Origin of the sequence: Defluviitoga sp. (assembly GCF_035349255.1) — a bacterium.
GTDB lineage: Bacteria > Thermotogota > Thermotogae > Petrotogales > Petrotogaceae > Defluviitoga.
This window is the reverse complement of record NZ_DAOPSE010000002.1, coordinates 46,137-67,829: the sequence shown is the minus strand read 5'-3', so window position 1 is coordinate 67,829 and position 21,693 is coordinate 46,137. Positions and strand designations below refer to the sequence as shown.

The window sequence follows — 21,693 nt, the reverse complement described above, 5'->3', positions numbered from 1 at the left end:
ATAAATATTAGACTTACTATAAAATAATCCTTTCTAGGTTTTCTAAAATATTAGACTATTTTATAAGATAACTAATATAAAGAATATAAAAGACTTACGATTATTATACCATTTCAAATTAAGAATCACATTATGGTTGTAAAAAGTTATAAAGTAATCCATTCAATTCCAATAATTTCTTTTTCTTTTTTGCTGGGAAAGCCTATCATAAGCTCTTTTTTATCAAATTCTTTTTTTATTATTTCAATTTCTTCAAGATAGGTTTTTAAACAATCACGATCTTTTCTACATCTTTCTAGATCATCGACAACTAAAACAGCGTTAAAATCCTGACTCCAATGAGGTTCTCCCAAGCTTTTAGACTTATCTATACTTAACGGAATAATTGAACCTTTCTTCAAAAATACGGGGTGATACTTCTTAGAAATATAATATAACGGTTCTTCTTCGCTTTGTACCCATTCACCTTCCCATAAACTTAACCATGTTCCATAAGGTAACGTAATTTTATCTTCATCACATTGTTTAGAAATTTTTGGATAGACAATTATACTTCTACCAAAAAAATAAGCCAAAGGTTGGTCATCAAACTTACTGTTGTCTAGCCATATTGGACAAGTGAGTGGACAATTTCTTTCTACACTAAATTTAGCCTCTTGAAAAATATATGGCGATAAATTCATTCTTAAAGAAGCATAAAATCTATAATTGTCTATTATTTGATTATTTTTATAGTAATCAGCCATATTCCAAGGTGACCTTTCGGCACTAGGTACAGGATCTCCAGGGTGTTCTGAATGAAATTGAAATATTGGAGTAAAAACAGCCAACTCGCAAGATCTATTGTATAGATCGGGTTCGGGAAGATCTCCACTGAAACCTGCTATATCCCATCCCCAAAACGGATTACCTGATAGAGAGACATTTAAACCAGCAATAATATTAGCTTTTAAAGCCTCATATTCCGAATCTTCATCACCAACCCAAAACAAGGTGTTATTCGGCGTATGGATATATCCAGATCGACTGAATAAAATAAGTTTATCTTTTTGAATTGATTTTGCAGTTTCAAAATATTTTTCAGGATATAAATTCCTTAATTGGGTGCTTTCTAGTTCTGAGTCAATTGAAATTAAATCTCGTCCCCATAAATGTTCCCCACCATCTGTTTTAAAACCTGCCACGCCTAATTCTTCCACTAAATATTTACGTTTACTTGCCCACCATTTTGAGGCCTCTTCATTGTAAAAATCAACTACAAAACTGTTTTCAAACCATCTTCCCTTTGGAATCCTATAGTGATCTCCATCCGCGGTTTTCAAAACATAATTAGCTTTTAGAGCATAATCAACATCATTTTTATGCTGTTTTTCAAATTGATCGTAGTATTTTAAAACCGGTATTTGCCATAGAATCAATTTGATATTTTTCTGTGTGAGTTCTTCTATCATCTTTTTTGGGTTTGGCCAAGGTTCTTTGAAATTAAAATCTTCTAAAGCAAACGCTTGTTCTCCGTTTTTTTCCTTATATTCAGCCCCATTAAAAATGTAAAATGTTTGCTCATCAGACCATGCTTCAATAACCAACACAGTAGCAGGAATGTCATATTCACATGTCTTTTGTACTACTCGTTCAATTTTTTTCTGGGAATTCCACTCATTTGCAGACATCCAAGGACCAAATACCCATATAGGAGGAACTTTGGGTTGAGATATTCTATATATGTTAGCAATAGAATCTTTCATACTCTCGTTTTCCCATAAATAAATTTCTATTTTATTCATCAAAGGCTGCCCTAATGTATCAATTTCTATTTTGACATCATTCAAAGAAAAATCCCACTTTGTCCTAAATCCTGTGTTAATAAGCATTCCAAATCCTATATTTGAAAACAAAAATGGAACAGGGGCGTATGCTCTTTCTCTTTGAACTTTATATTGATCAAAAACATGAACATATCTAACTCCTTCAGTTATCTCTAAATCCTCATAGTGCTCACCTAAACCAAAAAATTTCTCTCGATTTTTCCTTTTTACACAAATCCGAATGTTATATACATCTTTTTCATCTGTCAAAAATTCGATCTTATTAATTCTACTTTTATCTCCATTTCCTTTGAATAAAAGTTGTTCTTTAAAAACATCTTCTTTCCATTCTTTAACTGTGTAGCAAAACCAATCACTTACAAAAGAATTCTTTTTACCAGTTCCTACCCTTATCCTATATTCAACGTTTGTTCCAACTTTTACTGGAGGAATAAATCCATACCATTCTGCCATATCTCCAACATTATTTTGAAACTGAGCACGACTTTCATATATTTGTCCCTCACGCTTATATTCAATCCATGCTCTTTGACCTAAAATGGGCGTTGCTTGAAAATTTATTTTCACTTCATCATTAATAAGTGGATCCCTGGGATATCTTTCAATCCCAGGGAAGCTAATATATGGATCGTCCATTCCATAAGGTTTATGTATTATTTCCATATATTTTTCTCACTCTTCCTTTCAAAAATTAATTATTTTAATTTAATCGCCTTCTCAAGTTCAGCTTGAGCGTCATTTAAAGCCTGCTGTGGGGTTTTCTTTCCGTATCTTGCTGCCTCTAGATGCTTATCGATTATATCTGCTGCTTTTTGGTATTCTACTATTGGTGGTGGAGTTACTAAATAATTTAATGATTCGAACACTGCTTCTTTGTTATATGGTGGAGTATCTTTTTTGTATAATTCAATTATCTCTGGATACATTGCAGCTGGTAATTCCCAATTTGCTTTAACTCTACTTTCCGCAACTTCTTTACTAGAAGATAAAAACGTCATCCATTTGAAGGCTGCTTCAGTCTTTTTTGTATCTTTACTCATAACTAAACCGTTTGAAAAGAAATGGGTCGCCTTCTTTTTATTTCCAGGCTCTACTGCTATATCCCAATTAAAATCAGCTTTTTCTTTAAAAGTAGGAAATGCCCAGGAACCCGTAACAATCATACCCAATCTTCCAGAAATGAAAAGATCCCAATCTCCCATTCCAGCCATTTGGGCATCTGTAGGCATTACATTGTACTTTAATACCCTATCTACCATGTATTGTAAAGTTTCTACGTTTTCCGGTTTATTTACAGTAAAAGCAGTTCCATCTTCATTTAAAAGACTTCCATTATTTTGTTGAACCATTTTATATAATTCATTGAAGGTTATAGGCTGATATATACCGAATATCATTGGGTCAAGGGCCCTTATCTTTTGAGCAGCAGAGAAAACATCATCCCAAGTCCATTCATTTGTCGGATAGGAAACTCCTGCTTTGTCAAAAAGATCCATGTTGTATATCAAAATAACATTTGAAAAACTATAGGGAAGACCATACTGGGTGCCAGCAACTTGAAACGCTTCTAACGCGTTTTTATTAATTATACTCAGATCATAACCAGTTTGCTTTATCAATTCATCCAAATTAAATAGAACTTTTTTTGAAGCATATGTATTAAAGTTTTCATAATTAAGTTCAAAAACATCTGGGGAATTCCCGCCAGCTATCACTGTAGCTAACTTCGTAAAATAGTCACCAAAACCCACCGTTTCAATCTCAACTTTTATATCTGGATTTTGCTTCTCAAATATTTCTTTCCATTCATCTAAATATTTTTCATTGCCACCTGCACACGAAAAATTCATGAACTTAATAGTCGTAACCCCAAAACCTATCGAAAAAACCATAATTACCAATGCCACCAAAATAATATTTATAGTTTTCTTCATACTCACACATCTCCTCAACAATATATTTTTTAAACCTTTTTTCTGCAAAAAATGCACTCAAAATTTAAAAATCACCTCCTTTTTTATGATAAGTTTTAGGATCTGGCAAAGGTTACTTTATAATATAGAAAGGATATAAAGCTAATAACTTAGTTATTATCCCTTTATTCCTCCTGCTGTAAGGCCTTCTTCAAAATATTTTTGTGCAAAAGCATATACAATAAGGATAGGAATGATAGATATAAGTGCTCCAGCCATAAGTAAATTGTATTCTGTGGAATATTGCCCATTTAACATACTGAGAGCCACTGGGAGAGTCATCTTATTTTTATCAGTCAAAACTATAAGAGGCCACAAATAATCGTTCCAGGCACCCATAAAGGTAATAACCGCAAGAGTAGCTATACTTGGTTTAGAAAGAGGAATTATTATATTAAAAAAGATTTTCCATTGGGAAGCACCATCCATAACAGCTGCATCTATAAAATCATCTGGAATTGTCCGAATGTGCTGACGCAATATAAAAATACCAAAAATATTGAAAAAGGAGGGTAATATAATTCCTAAATAACTATTTAAAAGATGTAAGTTTCTTAATATAAGATAATTGGGTATCAACGTTACACTTCCTGGGATCATCATAGTAGAAAGAAATATTCCAAACAAAACTTCTCTTCCTTTAAAAGGCATCTTAGCAAATACATAAGCTGCCATACTTGCTGAAAAAACATTTATAAATGTTATTGCAAGAGATACTACTACGCTATTAATAAATGCCTTACCAAAGGGAAATATAGTAAACAACTTTGAATATGATTTAAAGCTAACTTTTTTTGGAATCCATTCTATCGGTATTGCAGTTAATGCTCCACTTTCTTTTAAAGATGTAGTTATCATCCAAAATAACGGCAGAATCATAAAAATAGACAGAATAATCATTATTAAATAATATAATAATTTAAAAATTAATTTTTTATGTTTCATAGTGAACCCACCTTTTTTGGAAAATCCACTGTAATACTGTAAACAAGAAGATAAAAACAAAAAGTATCCAGGAATACGCCGATGCATAACCCATCTCATAATACTTAAAGGCATAAGAATAAATCCTTTCCATAAACACTTCAGTAGAACCAAAAGGGCCTCCTTGTGTCATAATCATTACTTGTGGAAACAACTGAAAAGAATTAATGGAAGTAATAATTAAAACAAAAAAAACAGATGGAGAGAGCAACGGAAACGTAATTCTTAAAAACCTTTGAATCGCAGAGGCACCATCAATTTCGGCCGCTTCGTAATAAGAAGGATCGATTGCTTGTAGACCAGAAAGAAAAATTAGACCAAAATATCCCACATCTTTCCATAAGCTCGCTAGAACTATTGCTGGCATCGCCCATCTTGAATCATATAACCAATTTGGGCCATGAATCCCAAAAAACTGGAATATTGCATTCACAGGTCCATAGTAGGGACTCAATAACCATCTCCACAACATAGCTGCTGCAACCCATGAAGTTAAAACAGGAATAAAAAAGATCGTTCTAAATATGTTAGTAGCTTTACTCTTTACATTTAAAAGTAAAGCTACAATAAGAGAAAAAATAATTATAAGCGGGATATATAAAACCATGTAGTAAAGCGTATTTTTTAAAACTCTCCAAAACTCTTCACTATGAAGAATATTAGAATAATTCTCAAAACCCATGAAACTAAAGGGTGTCAAAATGTCCCAATCAGTAAAACTTAAAAAGAAAGAAAACGAAATTGAAAACACTGAGAATATTGAAAAAGCTAATATGCTAGGTAAAAGAAAAGAAAATATCGTTATGTTCTTTTTAGCTTTTTTATTCAATTTCATTATGATTCCTCCAAAATTCTTTTAGCCGTTTTTCTGAATATCAACATAAAAAATCTCTTCTTGAATTACTTTATAAATTCCTCCTAAAATCCAAGCATCTGCTCCAAGATTATCTATTTCAAAAGTTACTCTTTCACCCAAATTACCAAAAGAAGCAGTTTTTGCAAACTTGATAGACTTTTCAAGGAAATATTCAGAAAATTCTAAAGCTTCCCCGCCAATTAAGATACATTCAGGTGCATAGATATTAATTAAATTCTTAATAGCAATTCCTATTATGTATGAATACTCATCAAAAACTTTTTTGAATATTTTTTCATCTTCTTTAAGAGCCAATTTTAAAAAGTCAATCTGAGAAGTTTCAAGATTTTTGTAATCTCTATACGCTTCTTTAAGTACTATATTTTTAGTATTCTCATAAATTTTGGTAGCAAGTGCATCAAATCCTGCCTCAGACTCTAGACAACCTTGACTCCCACAACTACAGGTATTACCTTTATCAATCAATGTCATATGACCAAATTCCCCAGCCCCTCCATTACCTGTATACAGTTCACCTCCAATAACAATCGATCCTCCAATTCCTGTTCCTAAAGTAAGTACTAACGCATTCTTATAATTGACTAATTTTCCTTTCCATAAGTGGGCTATAGTAAAAGAATCCACATCATTAATTAAATATACTGGTGCTTTAAGTACATGTTTTATTAAACTAGCAAGTTTTACATTCTTCCAATTTAGAAGGAATGAATCAAGTACTATACCTTTTTTAGGGTCTACTGTTCCTGAAACTGCAATCGCTATTCCAACTAGACTATTTTTGTTTTGCTCATCAACATAATTTTTTATTATGTTGGTAATTTTTACGGGATCTGCTTCTTCACCATAATCTAGTCGCGATTTTGATAGTACGTCCCCATTTAAATTGGTTATCATTATGTATAAATATCCCACTCCCACTTTAACCCCCAAAATGTTTCCATAATCTTTATTTACACAAAGTAAAATTGGTTTTCTTCCACCGGTTGAATCACTTTCCCCAACCTCAACTATTAAACCTTTTTGAATCAAACTTGAAACTATTTTCGTCACTGTAGCACTACTTAGTCCTGTTTTTCTAGCAAGTGAAGCCCTATCAATTTGTTTTTCTAGAAATATTGTTTTTAAAATTGTTTTTTCATTTATATCCCTTATTAATTCTCTGCTTCCTATTATAGACATTATTTTCTCCTTTATGTTATTATTAATGAAGTAATTTATCTCACTTACTTTCTTTACTAAGGAAAGTAAGTTTATTTTTATTATAGGTTATATTTAAAAAATAAGCAAATAAGATTAGATAGAATGAAAGAAGATTAACGAAGATTAAATGTATTTATAACTGTTTAACTTACTTTTTCTCATAATTTTTACAATTTCGGGTTTCTTATTTTTAAAAAGTTTTATTCTTAGTATCGAAAAATTTATTAAACAGTTAGAAAACAAGGTTCGCTTATATAATATTATTAAAAATGGCATTAATTCATAAATTTATTAAAGCTACTTTTATTGGTTTGACAAAATGGTATTCTAACATAATCACATTTTAAACAATTTTGTAGCGTAAAGTACCATGATAATTTTGTTTTAATTTTTTACTCAATTAAATCTGCACAAGCTTGTTCGGGAGCTATGTGATTAATGTTAAATCCTGTACCCCATTCAAAACCCGCAATATTCGTTAGTCTTGGTATTATTTCAATGTGCCAATGATAGTAAATTTCAAGTCCTTCTACAAAAGGTGCTGTATGTATAACTAGATTAAAAGGAGGGTCATCAATCTTTTTCTCAAACTTTTTGGCTATGATTGAAATAGCTTTTGCCAGATCTTCAACTATGGGAGGATTTGCTTCTATACTTCCAAAATCATGGGAATGTTTTAAAGGTAATATCCAGGTTTCATAAGGAAATCGAGAAGCGTAGGGCTCAATTACTACAAATTCTTTTGTTTTGAACACAACTCTAACCTTTTCAGTTAATTCTTGGGAAATTATATCGCAAAATACACATCTTTCTCTAAAATCATAATAAGAATTGGCACCTTCTATTTCTGAACGTATTGTGATGGGAACCATTGGTGTTGCTATGAGCTGTGAATGTGGGTGGGAAAGGGTAGCTCCTGCTTCTCTTCCTTTGTTTTTAAATATTTGAATATATTTAATATTTTTATCTTTTCTGATTTCTTGAAATCTTTTAACATAAGCCCACATTATTTCTTTAATTTGACTTTCCGGCATCTTAGCAAGAGACGTGTTATGTTCAGGTGTTTCAATTATTACTTCATGATATCCATATCCTGTCATTTTATCATATATACCGTATCCTTGTTTTTTTAATTCGTGCTCTGTACTTAAGGCTGGAAACTTATTTGGAACAACTCTAAGCCACCAACCAGAAGAGTTTGGCTTTGAAGAAGGATCTCTGAAAGCTAAAACTTCAGGAGGGGTACTGTATTCATTTCCGTAATCAAAAGGGCAAAAAATTGTCTCTGGCTCTTCCACGTTCTTCTTAAAATCCATGGGCCTTTTTGACCTTTCTGAAGATATAATAACCCATCTCCTTACTATAGGATCTTTCCGCAGTTCTATCATTTTATATGCGCCACCTACCTATTGTAATTTTTTTAAGTCTTAGAATTTAACTTTTTTTGGCCATTGCTTTTTTGTAGAGTTCTATATATTCTTTTGCAGTTTTTTCGTATGAAAAATCTGCACTCATACAGTTTTTAAATAATATTTTCCAATCATCCTTTTTCTTTTGATGATAATAAATAGCTTTCAAAGTAGTGTATAACAAAGCACTTTCACTATATTCATAAAAACCAAAACCTGTCCCAGCTTTTGAAACTGGATCAAATTCCAAAACTGTATCTTGTAATCCTCCAGTATATCTAACAACTGGAATTGTTCCATATCTCATTGAGTACATTTGACCTAGTCCACATGGTTCATATCTTGAAGGCATAATAAAGATATCTGAACCGGCATATATTTTTTGGGCTAAATCTGTATCAAAAGTAATATTTATAGAAACCTTTTGTGTATATTCTTTTTGTAAAGATCTGAAAAATTGCTCATATTTTTCATTTCCTGTTCCAAGAATTATGAATTGAACATCAGCAAGTAGTAGGTATTTTATTGTATTTGTTATCAAATCTATTCCTTTTTGTTCATATAATCTACCTATAAAAGAAATGATTGTCGAGCCCTTTTTTTGAGGTAGATTGAGATATTCTTGCAATTTTCTTTTATTTTTTATCTTGTCATCATAGCTTTTTATTGGATGAAAAATAGAGGGATCGGTTAGTGGATTGTACACAGAGTAGTCTATCCCATTTAATATGCCGTAAAGATCTTCTGATCTTATCTTTAAAATCCCTTCTAACCCAAATCCGTATTCTTTTGTTTGTATTTCTTTTGCATAGGTTGGGCTAACAGTGTTGATAACATCACTAAACATAATTCCACCTTTTAATATGTTGACTTTTCCATAAAATTCCAAGGCTTCCATATTAAAAAGATAAGAAGGTAAACCTGCTGTTGTTAGTACTCCAGAATCAAATAATCCTTGATATCCAATGTTGTGTATGGTTAATACTGTGGCTATCTTTCTAAGAGAGATATCTTCATAATAATTAGTCTTTAGGTAGACGGGTATAAGAGATGTATGCCAGTCATTGATATTTATTACATCTGTATCTGGCTCCACTTCTTTTATGGTTTTTAAAGAAGCATCACAAAAATAGGAGGTTTTTAAAAATATGTTCTCTTCTTCGTATATATTGTTGGAGTCAAATAATTTATCTGTTTTTATAAAGTATATTTTTACCTCAGAATTTGGTAAATAACTCTGAAATACAGAAAAAGGTGTTTTGTAACTATGAGAATCTGGGACTAAATTTTCCCTAACCAATTTAAACTCAGAAACATCAAAATTTTTTTCAATACTTTTATGCAAAGGCATAATTACGTATGGTTCTACACCCATTTTTTTTAAATATATGGGTAGAGCTCCGGCTACATCTGCTAATCCTCCTGCCTTTGCGTAGGGAGAAACTTCATATGAGATATATGCAATTTTCACATAGGAACCTCCTTACTTTAATTTTCTTGTTCTTAATTTCCTTTGTCTTCTTCATAAATCCCATCATATTCAATTTCTTGATCTTCTAGAATTTCTGAGATCTTATTTATATCTTTAATACCTAGTTTTAAACTAACCATTCTTTTGTTTTCTGATATCTTAGCGGTCATCAATGATAAAACATTGATTTTCTCTTGAGCAAACACGCTCAAAACCTTATTTAACTCTCCTGGTTCGTCTTTAATCTTTATAATCGCTCGTGTACCTGCCTCATCCATTGCAGAAATTGTTTTAAACGCTTTTAATAATTCAAAAAAGCCAAAGGTGCCAACAGGATACAGTTCACTATCAACAACAGGTAAAACTTTAACTCGATTATCTAACATAATCACTAAGGCATCTTCCACTAAATCATCATCAAATAGAAAACTATCAGTTGGATCCAGAATCTCTATTAATCTTTTATTTGGATCATAAGTTTTCAAAAACTCCATATCACTTTGCGATAAAAGATTATACAAAGTGCCGTCTCGTCTTATAACCATAAGTGCGTCTCCGATGGAAATAAGCCTATTTACAGCCTCCTGGATTGTTTCATAGTAGTCTATTTTTTCAAAATGAGTATTCTGCCATAATTTGATGTACATTTTCCGGCCCCCAATAACCATAAAGTTAAAGAATTCTATTTTCCTACAATTGAGACATTAAATATCCAAAAACTTTTGTATCATTTATTAAATTTTCGATCTTCACGTATTCGTTAGGCTGATGAGCAGTACCATCTTTTGTAGACCATACTACTGCAGGAAATCCCGCTGCTCTAACAATTGCTGCACATGTACCACCACCTATTCCTCCAACAAATGGTTCGAAGTTCCTTAATTCTTTTATACTATCTTTTAGCAGAAGGATTGATGGATGATCTTGTGAAGTTGGTGAGGCAGCCTTTTCTATATGGTAAGGTTCGATATTTATCTTAACATTTAACTTTTTTTCGAATTCTCTTGAAAGCTTTTTTAAGTCCTCGATCAATTCATCTATGTCATAATTTGGCAATATTCTTCCATCAAAGTATATTATGTCTGTTCCTGGAATTGTATTAACATTCTCTACATTAGCAACTTTTTTTGTTGGTTCAAAAGATGAATAGGGATAATCAAATAAGTCATCTTTTAAATTATAATTTTCATGTACGTACTTGTCACACGCCAAAGCAAATTCCATACCAGCACGATGGGCATTTATTGAAACATTAGGCATTGAAGCATGCCCTTGCTTACCTAGCGTAGTAATTTTTACCCACATTATCGACTTTTCTGCAATTTCGATAAAATCTCCTCTACTATTCCCTGCATCTGGTACATAGAACCAATCCTCTTTATTAAATATTTCTTGCTTCAGAAGATATTTTATTCCATAATCTGAACCTGTTTCTTCATCAGAAACTAAAGCTATTGCAATATTATTTTTTGGCCTAATTCCGAGGTCCATAATACTTTTTACTGCATATATAGTTGCTATTAGTGATGCACCATTATCTTCACTTCCGCGTCCAAATATCTTCCCGTCTTTTTCTACAGGTGTAAAGGGATCTGTTTCCCATAGACTCAAATCTCCGGCAGGAACTTTATCCATGTGGGTGACATACCAAATAGTCTTTTCTGGATTCTTCCCTTTATATATCGAGATAATATTAGGCCTATATCCATATTCAACCTCTTTGTCTGGGGCATCATATCTTTTAATCTCATCAAAAGCCCATCCTTTTAGTAAAGATTCTAACCATTCGGCTGCTTCTTTTTCACCAGGCCCCCCTGTTCTAGGATTAACTGAATTTATAGAAATGAATTTTTTACAACTATTAATGATTTCTTGGCTCAGAAAATCAACTTTTTTGCTTATCTTGTTTTTCATTTTTCCTTCCTCCTTTGATTAAGTTAATAGCTACATTTTAAAATTTTAAACCGCTTTTTATTCAAAGGCACTCATGTAGTAACTCCTTACAGTTTTTGGGTTCTCCTACCAAAAGGGGGAGAGGGCTCAACCCTTGTACCTCTTATAAATTCAAAATCTTATTTTTAGAAAAATCCCATTTCTAAAATGCCTTCCACATAGATCTTGATGTCCTCGTTGAAACTCTAAAAATATATCTGTCTATGTTTTAACCGAAGTAGAAAAGCCTTGGTGAAAGTCCCGTATTTCCTACCCCTACCATCCTGAAGATACTCATTCCAATATTTCTAATGCCTTTGTCACTCTATCTCTTTTAAGATACTTAAGAGAATTTCTTCAAAATTATCGTTGTATACTATCTTTATTGGTTCCATTAATGTTTTTAAACTAACTATATAGCCAGCTTTTGGTTTGCCAAAATCTTTAAGTAAATATAAATAAAATTGAATTTGAAAATTATAATCTTTTATCTTTTTTGGATCATTCAAGTCTGAAAATTTGTAATCTAGAATCTCTATTTCTCCATTTTGAATTATTACTTTATCAGGAATTCCAAAAAGCATATATTCTCTGTCTTGATATTTTACACTTTTCATAAGTCGCCACTCATTTTTTATAATCTTATTAGGTTCTGGTGAAAAGGCCTTTTTAATTATTTCTAATTCATCAAACCCCTCTGGCAATTCTTTGTTCTCTATCATATTCTTTATATGGCTTAGATTTTGGGCACTGCATAATTTTTTGTGCAACTCTGAACCTTTTGTCAATAGCGTTTGCTCAGAGAACAATTTATCGGGTTTGAAGGTAAAAGATAAACTAATTTGGCTATCTTCCAAATCTTCTGCCATCTGTAATTCTGAAGGCTTAACTTCTTGAATTAAATAAGTAGGAGCTATATATTGCTTGTAAGCTAAATTTCTAAAATCTTTTAGATTTTCTTGAGGAACCTCTTTAAATAAAATATCGGAGTAAATTTTGCTAGTTTGTTCTTCTTCATCCTTAAGTTCTATATCAGCACTATCGATTACATCCACCATATCCAGATGCCCATCTCTATTAATTTCAAAAAAGTTATTGTAAGATTCTTTTTTATCCGCTGAAACTAAAATAGGAATAAGCAAATCTTTTGCCCTTGTTATACCAACGTAGGTGAGCCTGTGGGCTTCTGTTAACTCTAAAAAATCATTATTTTTAAACCATTTTAAAATCCAGTTATCACTTTCTTGAAATATTCCATCAAAAGCTCTATTTTTAAGAAGATAGTATCTTTTACCGTCGGCATCTGGCAGTGAAAATTCTATATCAACATAATCGTGAATTTTTTTAAATCTTATATCGTTATGTAAGCCCATCAATATTACTATAGGGAATTCTAATCCCTTGGCTTTATGGATGGTCATCACTTTTACACTATTAGAAGTCTCATCTTCAATAGAAGCTTCCTCTTCTGAAAGAGAGGTTGCGCTTTTTAAATATCTTACTAATTCTGAAAAAGAATTCGCTATATTGTTATAATTTTCAGCTTCATTCATTAGTTTTTTAACGTTAGATATCGCTACTTCTGGTTCACTTGTTAGTGATAGTTTTAAAAAATAGTTGTTTTCATTTATTATTCCTTTGAATATTGCAGCCGGGGTCAAATAATATTTAAGATCTTTATATTTTTTTAAAACTTCATAGCTGTTAACTATATCATCAGAAAACATGTCTTTTATTTTTTCGAATGTTTCAAAAAATGAACCTTCTTGGTATTGAACCAATTTTGATAAATCTTGAAAACTCATTCCTACCAACAGTGACATCATATATTTAACAAATTCATAGTTATTGTAAGGATTTTGAACACAACTTATAGCTACAAATATTGCTTGTATTTCTGGTCTGCTATAAAAAGATTTGCTTCCTGATATGTAAAAAGGAATATCATATCTTGAAAAAACTTCTCTGATAACTTTTTCAGAGTATTTTAATTCTTTTGCGAGTACAACTATATCCTTAGGTTCAATTTTTCTTCTTTCATAACTTAACTCGCCATTTGTTCTCACCAAAAAGTCATTTTCTTGACCTATCAATTTTTTTATTACTTTTGCAATAGTTTCAGATTCATACAAAACACGATCCTCCCTTTTACTCAACTTCATCTCTTCGTCTTCATTAACGGTCACATATTTAATTCTTTTTTTATCTGAATCTGTTAATGAAGGAATAACTTCATCTTCTCTGGGAGGAATTTCTGGAAGAAACGTGTCTCCAGAATTAAAGGAAAAAGATTCTAACAAAATGGGATCTATATCTTCCATCTTAATATTTTCCTTGTTGAATAAAACGTTTTCTGAAATAAAATTGGCAAAATCTATTATTTCTTTGTGAGATCTTCTGTTTATGGTAAGTTCTCCAAGAAGAATTTCTTCTGAAGAATTTTTTGAATCAGCTAAGGTCTTAGAAAAAACGGAGACATCCGCGCCTCTAAACCTATAAATTGACTGTTTTCTGTCTCCTACATAGAAGAAATAATTTTCCTTAGTATGTAGCTTATCAAAAATCTCTTTTTGCAAATAATTGGTATCTTGAAATTCATCTACTATTATATACTTAAATTTATCTTGATATTTTTTGAGAATTAAGGGCTCCTCAAATATCTCTAAAACTTTTTCTAACACAGCTTTAAAGTCATACATGAAAAGATCCACAGTCTGCTCTAAGAAGAATTCACATGCAATAAGAGAAATTATTCTCAATAACCACAAAATGTTTTTATATCTTTCGCTAAAAGATGAATCTGATAGCGGAAAATCTTCAATAAGGTTTACCCTTGAAATTTCTAATCTCCAGTTATTTATAATCTCATTTATAGCGTTTTTTAATTGGTCCAGTCCCATTTCTTTTAACATATATTTAAAAGTAGATTTAAACCTCTTTTTTTCTACTTCCAGTTCTTTTATGTATTTTTCTGTATTATCTTTTCTTTTTGTGGATAACGAGTTTATCCATTCAATGTCTTTATCTTCATATAATTCCAACACCAACCTTAATGCAGAAAAAACTGATTTTTCAATTTCTCTGTTTTTTTGAAAATCATTCATGATAATAAAATTTGGGTCGACACCTATTACTATATTGTTTTCTCGTATTATTCGAGAACAAAAACTATCGATAGTTCTAATCCACGATCTAGATAAATTTACTTTAATTTCATTCCAGTATCTAGTCCATTCAAGTTTGTCATAACCAGGAGGAGGATCATCTCTAGATTTTTGCAATACAGATTCCATTATTCTGTTTTTCATTTCAGCAGCAGCTTTGTTGGTGAAAGTAACAGCAAGTATATTTTCAACTATATCAGCGTTGGGAAAATTTGCTTCTAAAATTTTAAGGTAGTATTGTGTTAATAAATAAGTTTTGCCTGTTCCAGCTGATGCTGAGATGAAAAAGTTTCTATCAGGATTTTCTATTTCCCAGTATATATCCACTCTTTTTATACCCATTTACTGCTCAATCCTTTTAATTTTTTAATGTTTTATATTTTTACATTCTGCAATTATTATATCATACAAAGTTTTTTCATTTTCAATAAAAATAAATTTTACTAGACTACAAACTAAATTATTGTATTTCTCGAACATCTTTAAAAAAACGAGACGCCGTATTAGGGCGTCTCTTCCGACCGAACGGGGCCCCGTTATTGGAGATTATAGGGGCGCATATTGAGAGTCACGTACAAAATTTATACTCCGTTTTTTACTAATTTTATAAAGAAGCTCTTATTCTGTCGGTGCCAACTTGTGATTGAGGTCTTTCGTACATAAAATCTCTTGTCACTATTCCTTCTTTTATCTCAACTATTCTTTTAGCGTACTTTTCCACTATTTTCATGTTATGCGTTACCATGAGGATTGTTAAACCCATTTCAGTATTGATTTTCAAAGTTAATTCCATTACCTTCTCAACATTTTTTGGATCTAATGCAGCTGTATGTTCATCTAATAAAAGCAGGTCTGGATATGTGATTGCAGCCAAAATCATCGCAAGGGCTTGCTTTTGACCACCAGATAATTCTTTAACTTTTGTTTTTAATCTGTCTTCTAATCCCATATTTAAAGACTTGAGCAATTCCAATCCCTGATATTTCCCAAAAGAGAAGAACCTATTTCCTTTCTTTGATCCTAGTATTAAGTTCTCTTCGATGGTTAAATCAGGAAATACCCCTCGATCTGGTTCTTGATATACTATTCCTACATTTCTAAAAAGCTTATATGGTTTGGGGTGTTTAATATCTCTTCCATTTAATACATAATCACCCTCTTCTGGATGAATTTCTCCAGTTAAAATCTTTAATAGAGTCGTTTTTCCAGCTCCATTAGGCCCAATTATTGTTACATACTCTCCCTTTTTTATCGTTAAATTCAATCCATCCAAAGCTTTTTTTTCATTAGTTTGATTCTTATTATAAACTACTCTGATGTTTTTAAGTTCAACCATTTTCTTACTTCTACCCTCCTTAAACCTATAACTATTATTATAAACAGGGAGGTAACCAATTTCATGTCACTAGACTGAAATCCTATTGTATAACCATATCTCATCGCCAAAGCTAGAAGTATTTGGTAAACAACTGCTCCTATTACAGGACACATCATGTTATAAAACAAATGGAATCTTCCAAAAATTATTTCCCCTAGTATAACCGCCGCCAATGAAGTAACTACAATTCCCTGTCCCATGTTAACATCTGCAAAACCGCCGTACATAGAGAATAAAGAACCTGCTAAACCTGCATAGAAATTACCCAAAAACAGCCCCACAATACTCATTAATTCTGGGTTTATTCCTAAATTTTTAATGCCTTCTTTGTTTCCACCATATCCCCTCAATGCAATACCAAATTCTGTCCTAAGAAAGATAATAGTGCTAAAAACTGAAATCAAAACTATTAAACTTATTAAGATTGTTGAATTATATCCTGACTTTTCTCGAAATGGTGAAAGAGTTTTTTTAGTTTGTTTTGTTGTATCTACCTCTGAAATTGAGGTGCTTGATTTTATTCCCAAAAGATCGTCTAATTTTGTTTTTTCTGTATATCGAGCCTCTTCCATAGGTGCTGTTTCTTTTGGTACTGAAATGTTTGGTCCGTTCATAACTCTAATATTTATTGAATAAAGCATAGTCATTATTAATATACTAGCAAGGAGGGAATTAACTCCTAGTTTGTTGTGGATTATTGCAGTTAACACGCCAAAAAATCCTGCTAATAAGCCTCCAAAGACTAAACACAAAATCCAGGGTACTCCTACATACATTAAAGAAATGCTAACAGCTCCCCCTAATACATAGGACCCATCCGGTGTTAAATCTGGTAAGTCTATAACTCTAAAACTTATAAACACTCCTATAGCTGCCAAAGATGCTATTAGTCCCTGTTCTATTATACCTATTAAATCCATTATATTATCCTCCTACTACTTCGTCGGCTATTTCTAAGAATTCTTTGGGTATAGTTATTTTTAGTTTTTCCGCTCTATCTAGGTTTATGTAAAAAGTTAAAGCATCTGCACTGACTATTCTCGATTCTATCTCTGAAGGGCTTTTCCCATTTATTATATCTAGAACAATTTGTCCAGTTTCAACTCCAGCTCGATAATAATCAAACCCGAACCCTAAAACAGCAGTTTTTCTAGCTATATCAACGTCACCAGCAACCACAGGTATTCCTAACTTTTCAAATACTTGTCCAAGAATTTCAGCGGAAGATGCCACTAAATTATCTGTAGAGAGATAAGCAACATCTATTCTATTTGCATTAGCATGAAGCGCTGTGACCAGTTCATTAGCCGAAGTTCCTGTTATTTCGATTACATTTAAACCTACTTGACTTCCATATTTTTTTGTTTCTTGAGCTATAAATACAGAATTTGCTTCTCCTGGGTTATAAAGTACTGCCAAGTTCTTGGCATCTGGAAAGATCGTTTTAATAAGATTAACATGAGTCTCTACAGGAACCATATCACTTATTCCAACTACATTTCCGGGATTTTTGCCAAACTTTGGAATTAATCCTGCGCTTATTGGGTCTGTTACAGCACTAAACACTACTGGTTTATCTTTTATTTCGGTTGCTGCTGCTTGTGCTGAAGGGGTAGCTATTGCTACAATTATGTCTACATCAGTTTTGAGCTTTTTTGCTATGGCTATCGCATTCTGAAATACATTTTGGGCATTCTGATATTCAATTTCTACATCTAGCCCAGAACTGTTTAACACATCTACTATTCCTTCATAGATTTTATTCAAAGCAGGATGTTCTACTATCTGTGTAATACCAACTTTAACGACAGCAAAAGTTAATGTGAATAAACTTACCAAAAGCAATGTTAACACTAATCTTTTCATTAAAAAACACCTCCTGGAGTTTTTGAAAATAGCTATAAAAAAAGGGTGCCTACTTTTTGTAGACACCCAATCTGAATTCGCCTTCGCCTAATTATGACATAAAAAGGCATTGAAAGGCACCAAACTGGGTGTCTTTCCAATGCCAAAAGTAAAAGTATCCATTGTTTTTTATATTTTTTGTATTAACTTCAGTAATTTCATGTTTATGTGAAATTTTTTTCATGGTAACCCTCTCTTCACATAATATTAATTTTTCTTATTATAACACCTTAATTGAAACTTGTCAATAGAAAATAAATTTTTTTACAATAGATTTGAAAATAATCTACAAAAAGACTCGGTAAATTTGATTATCCAAGGGAGCTTTTCAAAATAATCTTGCGGTAACTTAGTACTTATTGATAAATCTTCCAAAAAAATCTCTTCTAATTCGGTCGTTTTTTCTTTATCATAAATCAATACATTTGCTTCATAATTAAGATCAAAGCTCCTTATGTCGATGTTTGCGCTTCCTACTGTAGAAATTTTCCCGTCAATCGTCAAAAATTTTGAATGAGTAAATCTATCTTTCTTGTAAAAATAAATTTCAACATTATCTTTTATCAACTCAGCTAAATACGTCCTTGAAGCAAAATAAACCATAAAATGATCTAATTTACCTGGAAACAATATTTTTATGTTTACTCCTGAGAGAGCAGCTATTTTTAAGGCCGTCATTATACTTTCTGGAGGTATGAAATATGGAGTAGATATATATATATGATCTTTGGCAGAGGTAATCATTTTATGTATCATCTGCATTATGCTAGGAGTTTCAGATTCTGGACCACTTGCTGCTATCTGTAAAATAGAATCTCCTTTTTCCTCCTGATCTTTATAGTATTTACTAGTGTTTAATTCCAGTTCTTTTTTTCCATCTAAAGTTTTTATTTTCTTAAAATCTTCTAAGAAGACCTTCTGAAGGCCATTCACTACTTCTCCTTCAACTTTTAAATGTACATCCCTCCAGTAACCTAGTTTTCCTTTACCTACATACTCATCTCCAATGTTCAACCCACCAATATAAGCCACTTGACTATCAATTACAGCAATTTTACGATGATTTCTATAGTTTACCTGTGTATTGATAAACTTTAATATTGGAGAAAGGAAATAAGTATATAATGCCAATTCGACACCAGCTTCTTCAAGATCTTTAATGTAACTTCTCCTCACCCGAGCTCCTATTTTGTCAATTATAAACTTTACTTCTACACCTTCTTTAGCTTTTTTTATAAGAAGGTCTTTTAATTTCTTACCTGTGGAATCTCCCTTAACAAGGTAATATTCTAAATGTATTGTTTCTTGAGCATTCTCGATTTCTTCAAAGAATGAAGCAAACTTTTCTTTCCCATCTTTGAATATCGTAACCTTATTACCAAAATATAAAGGAGATCTTGATGTTCTTTCTAAAAGATTTATTAATTGTAAGCAATCATAAGATACGTTACCTAAAACTTTCTCAAGTTTTTCTATTTCTTCTTCTGTTACTATTAACTTTGATTCTAAATCAATATCACTTGTAAGTTTGCCTTTTTTCCAATTTCTTCCAAAAAACAAATATAAAGCAAAGCCTAGTAAAGGAAAAATCGCAAAAACCAATAGCCAACTTATGGTCTTTTCTGGCCTTTTTCTTTCTAAAATTACCACAACTATTGCAATTGCAGCGTAAATCAATACAAACAATGTCCACAATTTCAATTTACCAGAAAAAATGTAATACATAGTTCTATTACCTTCTATTGATCATATTTTTGCATATCTTATAAACTTCTTCATGAATCTCTTCTATCGTTTTTAGTTCGCCATCATTTCTTAAACAATTAATTATGTGCCAACTATATTTTGAAGCTACATACATTGCATTTTGATAAGTTTTGTATATGTAATCGATATTTTGTTCATGTATATCTTTTTTGCCAATACCTTCCACTTTCTTTTCTCTATTCTTTAGCAACTCGATGCTTATCTCCGGTGGAATATCAAGAAAAATAACTAGAGAAGGAACTGGTAAGGTAAATTTGTTGAACTCTAAATCCCACAGCCAATCCAAAAAGTAGTCTTTTTCATCTTTTGTTTCAAACTTTGATGATTGATAGATCATATTTGAAGTTGTGTATCTATCGGCAATTATCATGCCACCTTTTTCGTAAAAGCTCTTTAATTCTAGATTATATGTTGCGTATCTATCCACTGCAAAAAAAGCAGAAGCAGCATACGGATTAATAGATTCTGCATCTTCTCCAAAATCTCCTCTGAGATACATTTTTATTAAACTGGAGGATGCACTCTTGTAATTGGGAAATTCAACTTTTATTACTTCTTCTTTTTCATGGATAAGCCTTTTATAAAGCAACTCTGCTTGAGTGGCTTTACCACTTGCATCCGTACCTGATTCAAGTACTATCAAAACACCCTTTTTCATATTAACCCTCATTTCATATCTTATTCTTGCATACTTCAATACTTAAAAATTATCCCGACTAAAGCGGCTATTCCAATATATACAACAGGATGCATCTTAAATCTTTTCATCAAAAGCATAATTATTCCAAATAAAATTATTGCTTTGAAATTGAATAAACTTAAAAAACTATTTGTTTGGAAAAATAAGTCTAAGTTAAAAAGTGCTATTTTAAAGACCTCAAAGCCTGCTGCACCAATTAATCCTATAACTGCTGGTCTTAAAGCATAAAAACCATGTTGCACTACAGGTTTTTCATGAACTTTCCCAAAATAACTGGCTATTAGTGTAATAATTATAACAGATGGTGTAACTATTCCTAGAGTAGCTATTATTCCACCGAAAACACCACCTGTCTTGTATCCAACATAAGTTGCGGCATTTATGCCTATAGGTCCTGGCGTTGATTCAGAGATAGCTATTATATCTAATAATTCATGGGAGGTTATCCATCCATATTTATCAACCAATTCTTGTAGAAAAGGAATGGTAGCTAATCCTCCACCAATAGCAAATAGTCCAATCTTAAAAAAAGTAAAGAATAATTTTATATAGATCACTTTGAATCTACCTTTTTATGCTTAATAATTATTCCAACTATGAACGAAATTATTACCACCCATATAGGAGAAACGTCCAAAAACGCAACAACAAAGAATGAAACTAAAAAAATAATTATTCCTATATAATCTTTCACTGCTTTTTGCCACATAGTAACTATAGCATTTAGTATAAGAGCAGCGACGGCAACTCTAATCCCGGCAAAAGCATGTTGAACAATCTGATAATTTTCAAATTGGTCAAAAAAAACGGCTATGATAGTGATAATAACAATAGACGGAAAAATCATCCCTAATGTTGCCACGATGGCTCCTATAATTCCTTTTCTTTTGTATCCAATAAAAGTGGCCGTATTTACAGCTATTATTCCTGGAGTACTTTGACCTATTGCGTAATAATCTAGTATTTCTTCATCAGTTGCCCAGCCTCGTTTATTTACAATTTCTTCTTGAATTATTGGAAGCATTGCATATCCTCCACCAAAAGTCAGTGCTCCTATTTGAGCAAATACTCTAAATAAATCCCATAAATCTTTCAACTATTTTCACT

At 31.7% G+C, this 21,693-nt stretch carries 17 protein-coding genes; all 17 read right to left on the bottom strand.

Annotation, left to right across the window (positions count from 1 at the left end):
• Positions 1-146: 146 nt before the first annotated feature.
• Complete coding sequence (locus tag PKN74_RS01405) at positions 147-2,489, bottom strand: glycoside hydrolase family 31 protein (RefSeq protein WP_472307843.1); 2,343 nt, start codon at positions 2,487-2,489, stop codon at positions 147-149.
• A 32-nt stretch (positions 2,490-2,521) separates the two neighbouring features.
• The gene (locus PKN74_RS01400; RefSeq protein ID WP_472307841.1) at positions 2,522-3,760 is read right to left on the bottom strand and encodes an ABC transporter substrate-binding protein; all 1,239 of its coding nucleotides are present in this window, start codon (positions 3,758-3,760) and stop codon (positions 2,522-2,524) included.
• Positions 3,761-3,916: 156 nt separating this feature from the next.
• On the bottom strand, positions 3,917-4,744 hold the full coding sequence (locus PKN74_RS01395) for a carbohydrate ABC transporter permease (RefSeq protein WP_472307839.1): 828 nt from the start codon (positions 4,742-4,744) through the stop codon (positions 3,917-3,919).
• Positions 4,734-5,618, bottom strand: coding sequence for a carbohydrate ABC transporter permease (locus PKN74_RS01390; protein WP_472307837.1), 885 nt, complete (start codon positions 5,616-5,618; stop codon positions 4,734-4,736). Before PKN74_RS01390 ends, PKN74_RS01395 begins: the two co-directional genes overlap by 11 nt.
• A gap of 21 nt (positions 5,619-5,639) precedes the next feature.
• Positions 5,640-6,839 (bottom strand): ROK family protein, encoded by a 1,200-nt coding sequence (locus tag PKN74_RS01385; protein ID WP_472307835.1) that lies wholly within the window; start codon positions 6,837-6,839, stop codon positions 5,640-5,642.
• 413 nt (positions 6,840-7,252) lie between these two features.
• A complete protein-coding gene (gene galT / locus PKN74_RS01380) occupies positions 7,253-8,248 on the bottom strand; it encodes a galactose-1-phosphate uridylyltransferase (protein WP_472307833.1) in 996 nt (331 codons plus the stop codon).
• Positions 8,249-8,294: 46 nt separating this feature from the next.
• On the bottom strand, positions 8,295-9,740 hold the full coding sequence (locus tag PKN74_RS01375; RefSeq protein WP_472307831.1) for a glycogen synthase: 1,446 nt from the start codon (positions 9,738-9,740) through the stop codon (positions 8,295-8,297).
• A gap of 32 nt (positions 9,741-9,772) precedes the next feature.
• Positions 9,773-10,387, bottom strand: a complete 615-nt coding sequence (locus PKN74_RS01370) for a CBS domain-containing protein (protein ID WP_472307829.1) — start codon at positions 10,385-10,387, stop codon at positions 9,773-9,775.
• A 43-nt stretch (positions 10,388-10,430) separates the two neighbouring features.
• The gene (locus PKN74_RS01365) at positions 10,431-11,654 is read right to left on the bottom strand and encodes a M20 family metallo-hydrolase (protein WP_472307827.1); all 1,224 of its coding nucleotides are present in this window, start codon (positions 11,652-11,654) and stop codon (positions 10,431-10,433) included.
• 338 nt (positions 11,655-11,992) lie between these two features.
• On the bottom strand, positions 11,993-15,178 hold the full coding sequence (locus tag PKN74_RS01360; protein ID WP_472307825.1) for a UvrD-helicase domain-containing protein: 3,186 nt from the start codon (positions 15,176-15,178) through the stop codon (positions 11,993-11,995).
• Positions 15,179-15,440: 262 nt separating this feature from the next.
• Complete coding sequence (locus tag PKN74_RS01355; protein ID WP_472307823.1) at positions 15,441-16,172, bottom strand: ABC transporter ATP-binding protein; 732 nt, start codon at positions 16,170-16,172, stop codon at positions 15,441-15,443.
• Positions 16,145-17,134 carry an ABC transporter permease gene (locus tag PKN74_RS01350; RefSeq protein ID WP_472307821.1) on the bottom strand — a complete coding sequence of 330 codons (990 nt, stop codon included), beginning with the start codon at positions 17,132-17,134 and terminating at the stop codon, positions 16,145-16,147. The genes PKN74_RS01355 and PKN74_RS01350 overlap by 28 nt, the downstream gene beginning before the upstream one ends.
• Positions 17,135-17,138: 4 nt before the next feature.
• Positions 17,139-18,080 carry an ABC transporter substrate-binding protein gene (locus PKN74_RS01345; RefSeq protein ID WP_472307819.1) on the bottom strand — a complete coding sequence of 314 codons (942 nt, stop codon included), beginning with the start codon at positions 18,078-18,080 and terminating at the stop codon, positions 17,139-17,141.
• Positions 18,081-18,383: 303 nt separating this feature from the next.
• Positions 18,384-19,844 carry a cardiolipin synthase gene (cls, locus tag PKN74_RS01340; protein ID WP_472307817.1) on the bottom strand — a complete coding sequence of 487 codons (1,461 nt, stop codon included), beginning with the start codon at positions 19,842-19,844 and terminating at the stop codon, positions 18,384-18,386.
• Positions 19,845-19,851: 7 nt separating this feature from the next.
• Positions 19,852-20,544 carry a dTMP kinase gene (locus PKN74_RS01335; protein WP_472307815.1) on the bottom strand — a complete coding sequence of 231 codons (693 nt, stop codon included), beginning with the start codon at positions 20,542-20,544 and terminating at the stop codon, positions 19,852-19,854.
• 35 nt (positions 20,545-20,579) lie between these two features.
• Entirely contained in the window at positions 20,580-21,143 is a 564-nt protein-coding gene (locus PKN74_RS01330; protein ID WP_472307813.1) for a chromate transporter, read from the bottom strand.
• Positions 21,140-21,682 (bottom strand): chromate transporter, encoded by a 543-nt coding sequence (locus PKN74_RS01325; protein WP_472307811.1) that lies wholly within the window; start codon positions 21,680-21,682, stop codon positions 21,140-21,142. Before PKN74_RS01325 ends, PKN74_RS01330 begins: the two co-directional genes overlap by 4 nt.
• Positions 21,683-21,693: the final 11 nt, after the last annotated feature.

What these genes read in the sequence shown, in the direction of transcription:
- PKN74_RS01405 (WP_472307843.1), bottom strand. Translation starts at nt 2,489, where the DNA reads ATGGAAATAATACATAAACCTTATGGAATGGACGATCCATATATTAGC.
- PKN74_RS01400 (WP_472307841.1), bottom strand. Translation starts at nt 3,760, where the DNA reads ATGAAGAAAACTATAAATATTATTTTGGTGGCATTGGTAATTATGGTT.
- PKN74_RS01395 (WP_472307839.1), bottom strand. Translation starts at nt 4,744, where the DNA reads ATGAAACATAAAAAATTAATTTTTAAATTATTATATTATTTAATAATG.
- PKN74_RS01390 (WP_472307837.1), bottom strand. Translation starts at nt 5,618, where the DNA reads ATGAAATTGAATAAAAAAGCTAAAAAGAACATAACGATATTTTCTTTT.
- PKN74_RS01385 (WP_472307835.1), bottom strand. Translation starts at nt 6,839, where the DNA reads ATGTCTATAATAGGAAGCAGAGAATTAATAAGGGATATAAATGAAAAA.
- galT (WP_472307833.1), bottom strand. Translation starts at nt 8,248, where the DNA reads ATGATAGAACTGCGGAAAGATCCTATAGTAAGGAGATGGGTTATTATA.
- PKN74_RS01370 (WP_472307829.1), bottom strand. Translation starts at nt 10,387, where the DNA reads ATGTACATCAAATTATGGCAGAATACTCATTTTGAAAAAATAGACTAC.
- PKN74_RS01365 (WP_472307827.1), bottom strand. Translation starts at nt 11,654, where the DNA reads ATGAAAAACAAGATAAGCAAAAAAGTTGATTTTCTGAGCCAAGAAATC.
- PKN74_RS01360 (WP_472307825.1), bottom strand. Translation starts at nt 15,178, where the DNA reads ATGGGTATAAAAAGAGTGGATATATACTGGGAAATAGAAAATCCTGAT.
- PKN74_RS01355 (WP_472307823.1), bottom strand. Translation starts at nt 16,172, where the DNA reads ATGGTTGAACTTAAAAACATCAGAGTAGTTTATAATAAGAATCAAACT.
- PKN74_RS01350 (WP_472307821.1), bottom strand. Translation starts at nt 17,134, where the DNA reads ATGGATTTAATAGGTATAATAGAACAGGGACTAATAGCATCTTTGGCA.
- PKN74_RS01345 (WP_472307819.1), bottom strand. Translation starts at nt 18,080, where the DNA reads ATGAAAAGATTAGTGTTAACATTGCTTTTGGTAAGTTTATTCACATTA.
- cls (WP_472307817.1), bottom strand. Translation starts at nt 19,844, where the DNA reads ATGTATTACATTTTTTCTGGTAAATTGAAATTGTGGACATTGTTTGTA.
- PKN74_RS01335 (WP_472307815.1), bottom strand. Translation starts at nt 20,544, where the DNA reads ATGAAAAAGGGTGTTTTGATAGTACTTGAATCAGGTACGGATGCAAGT.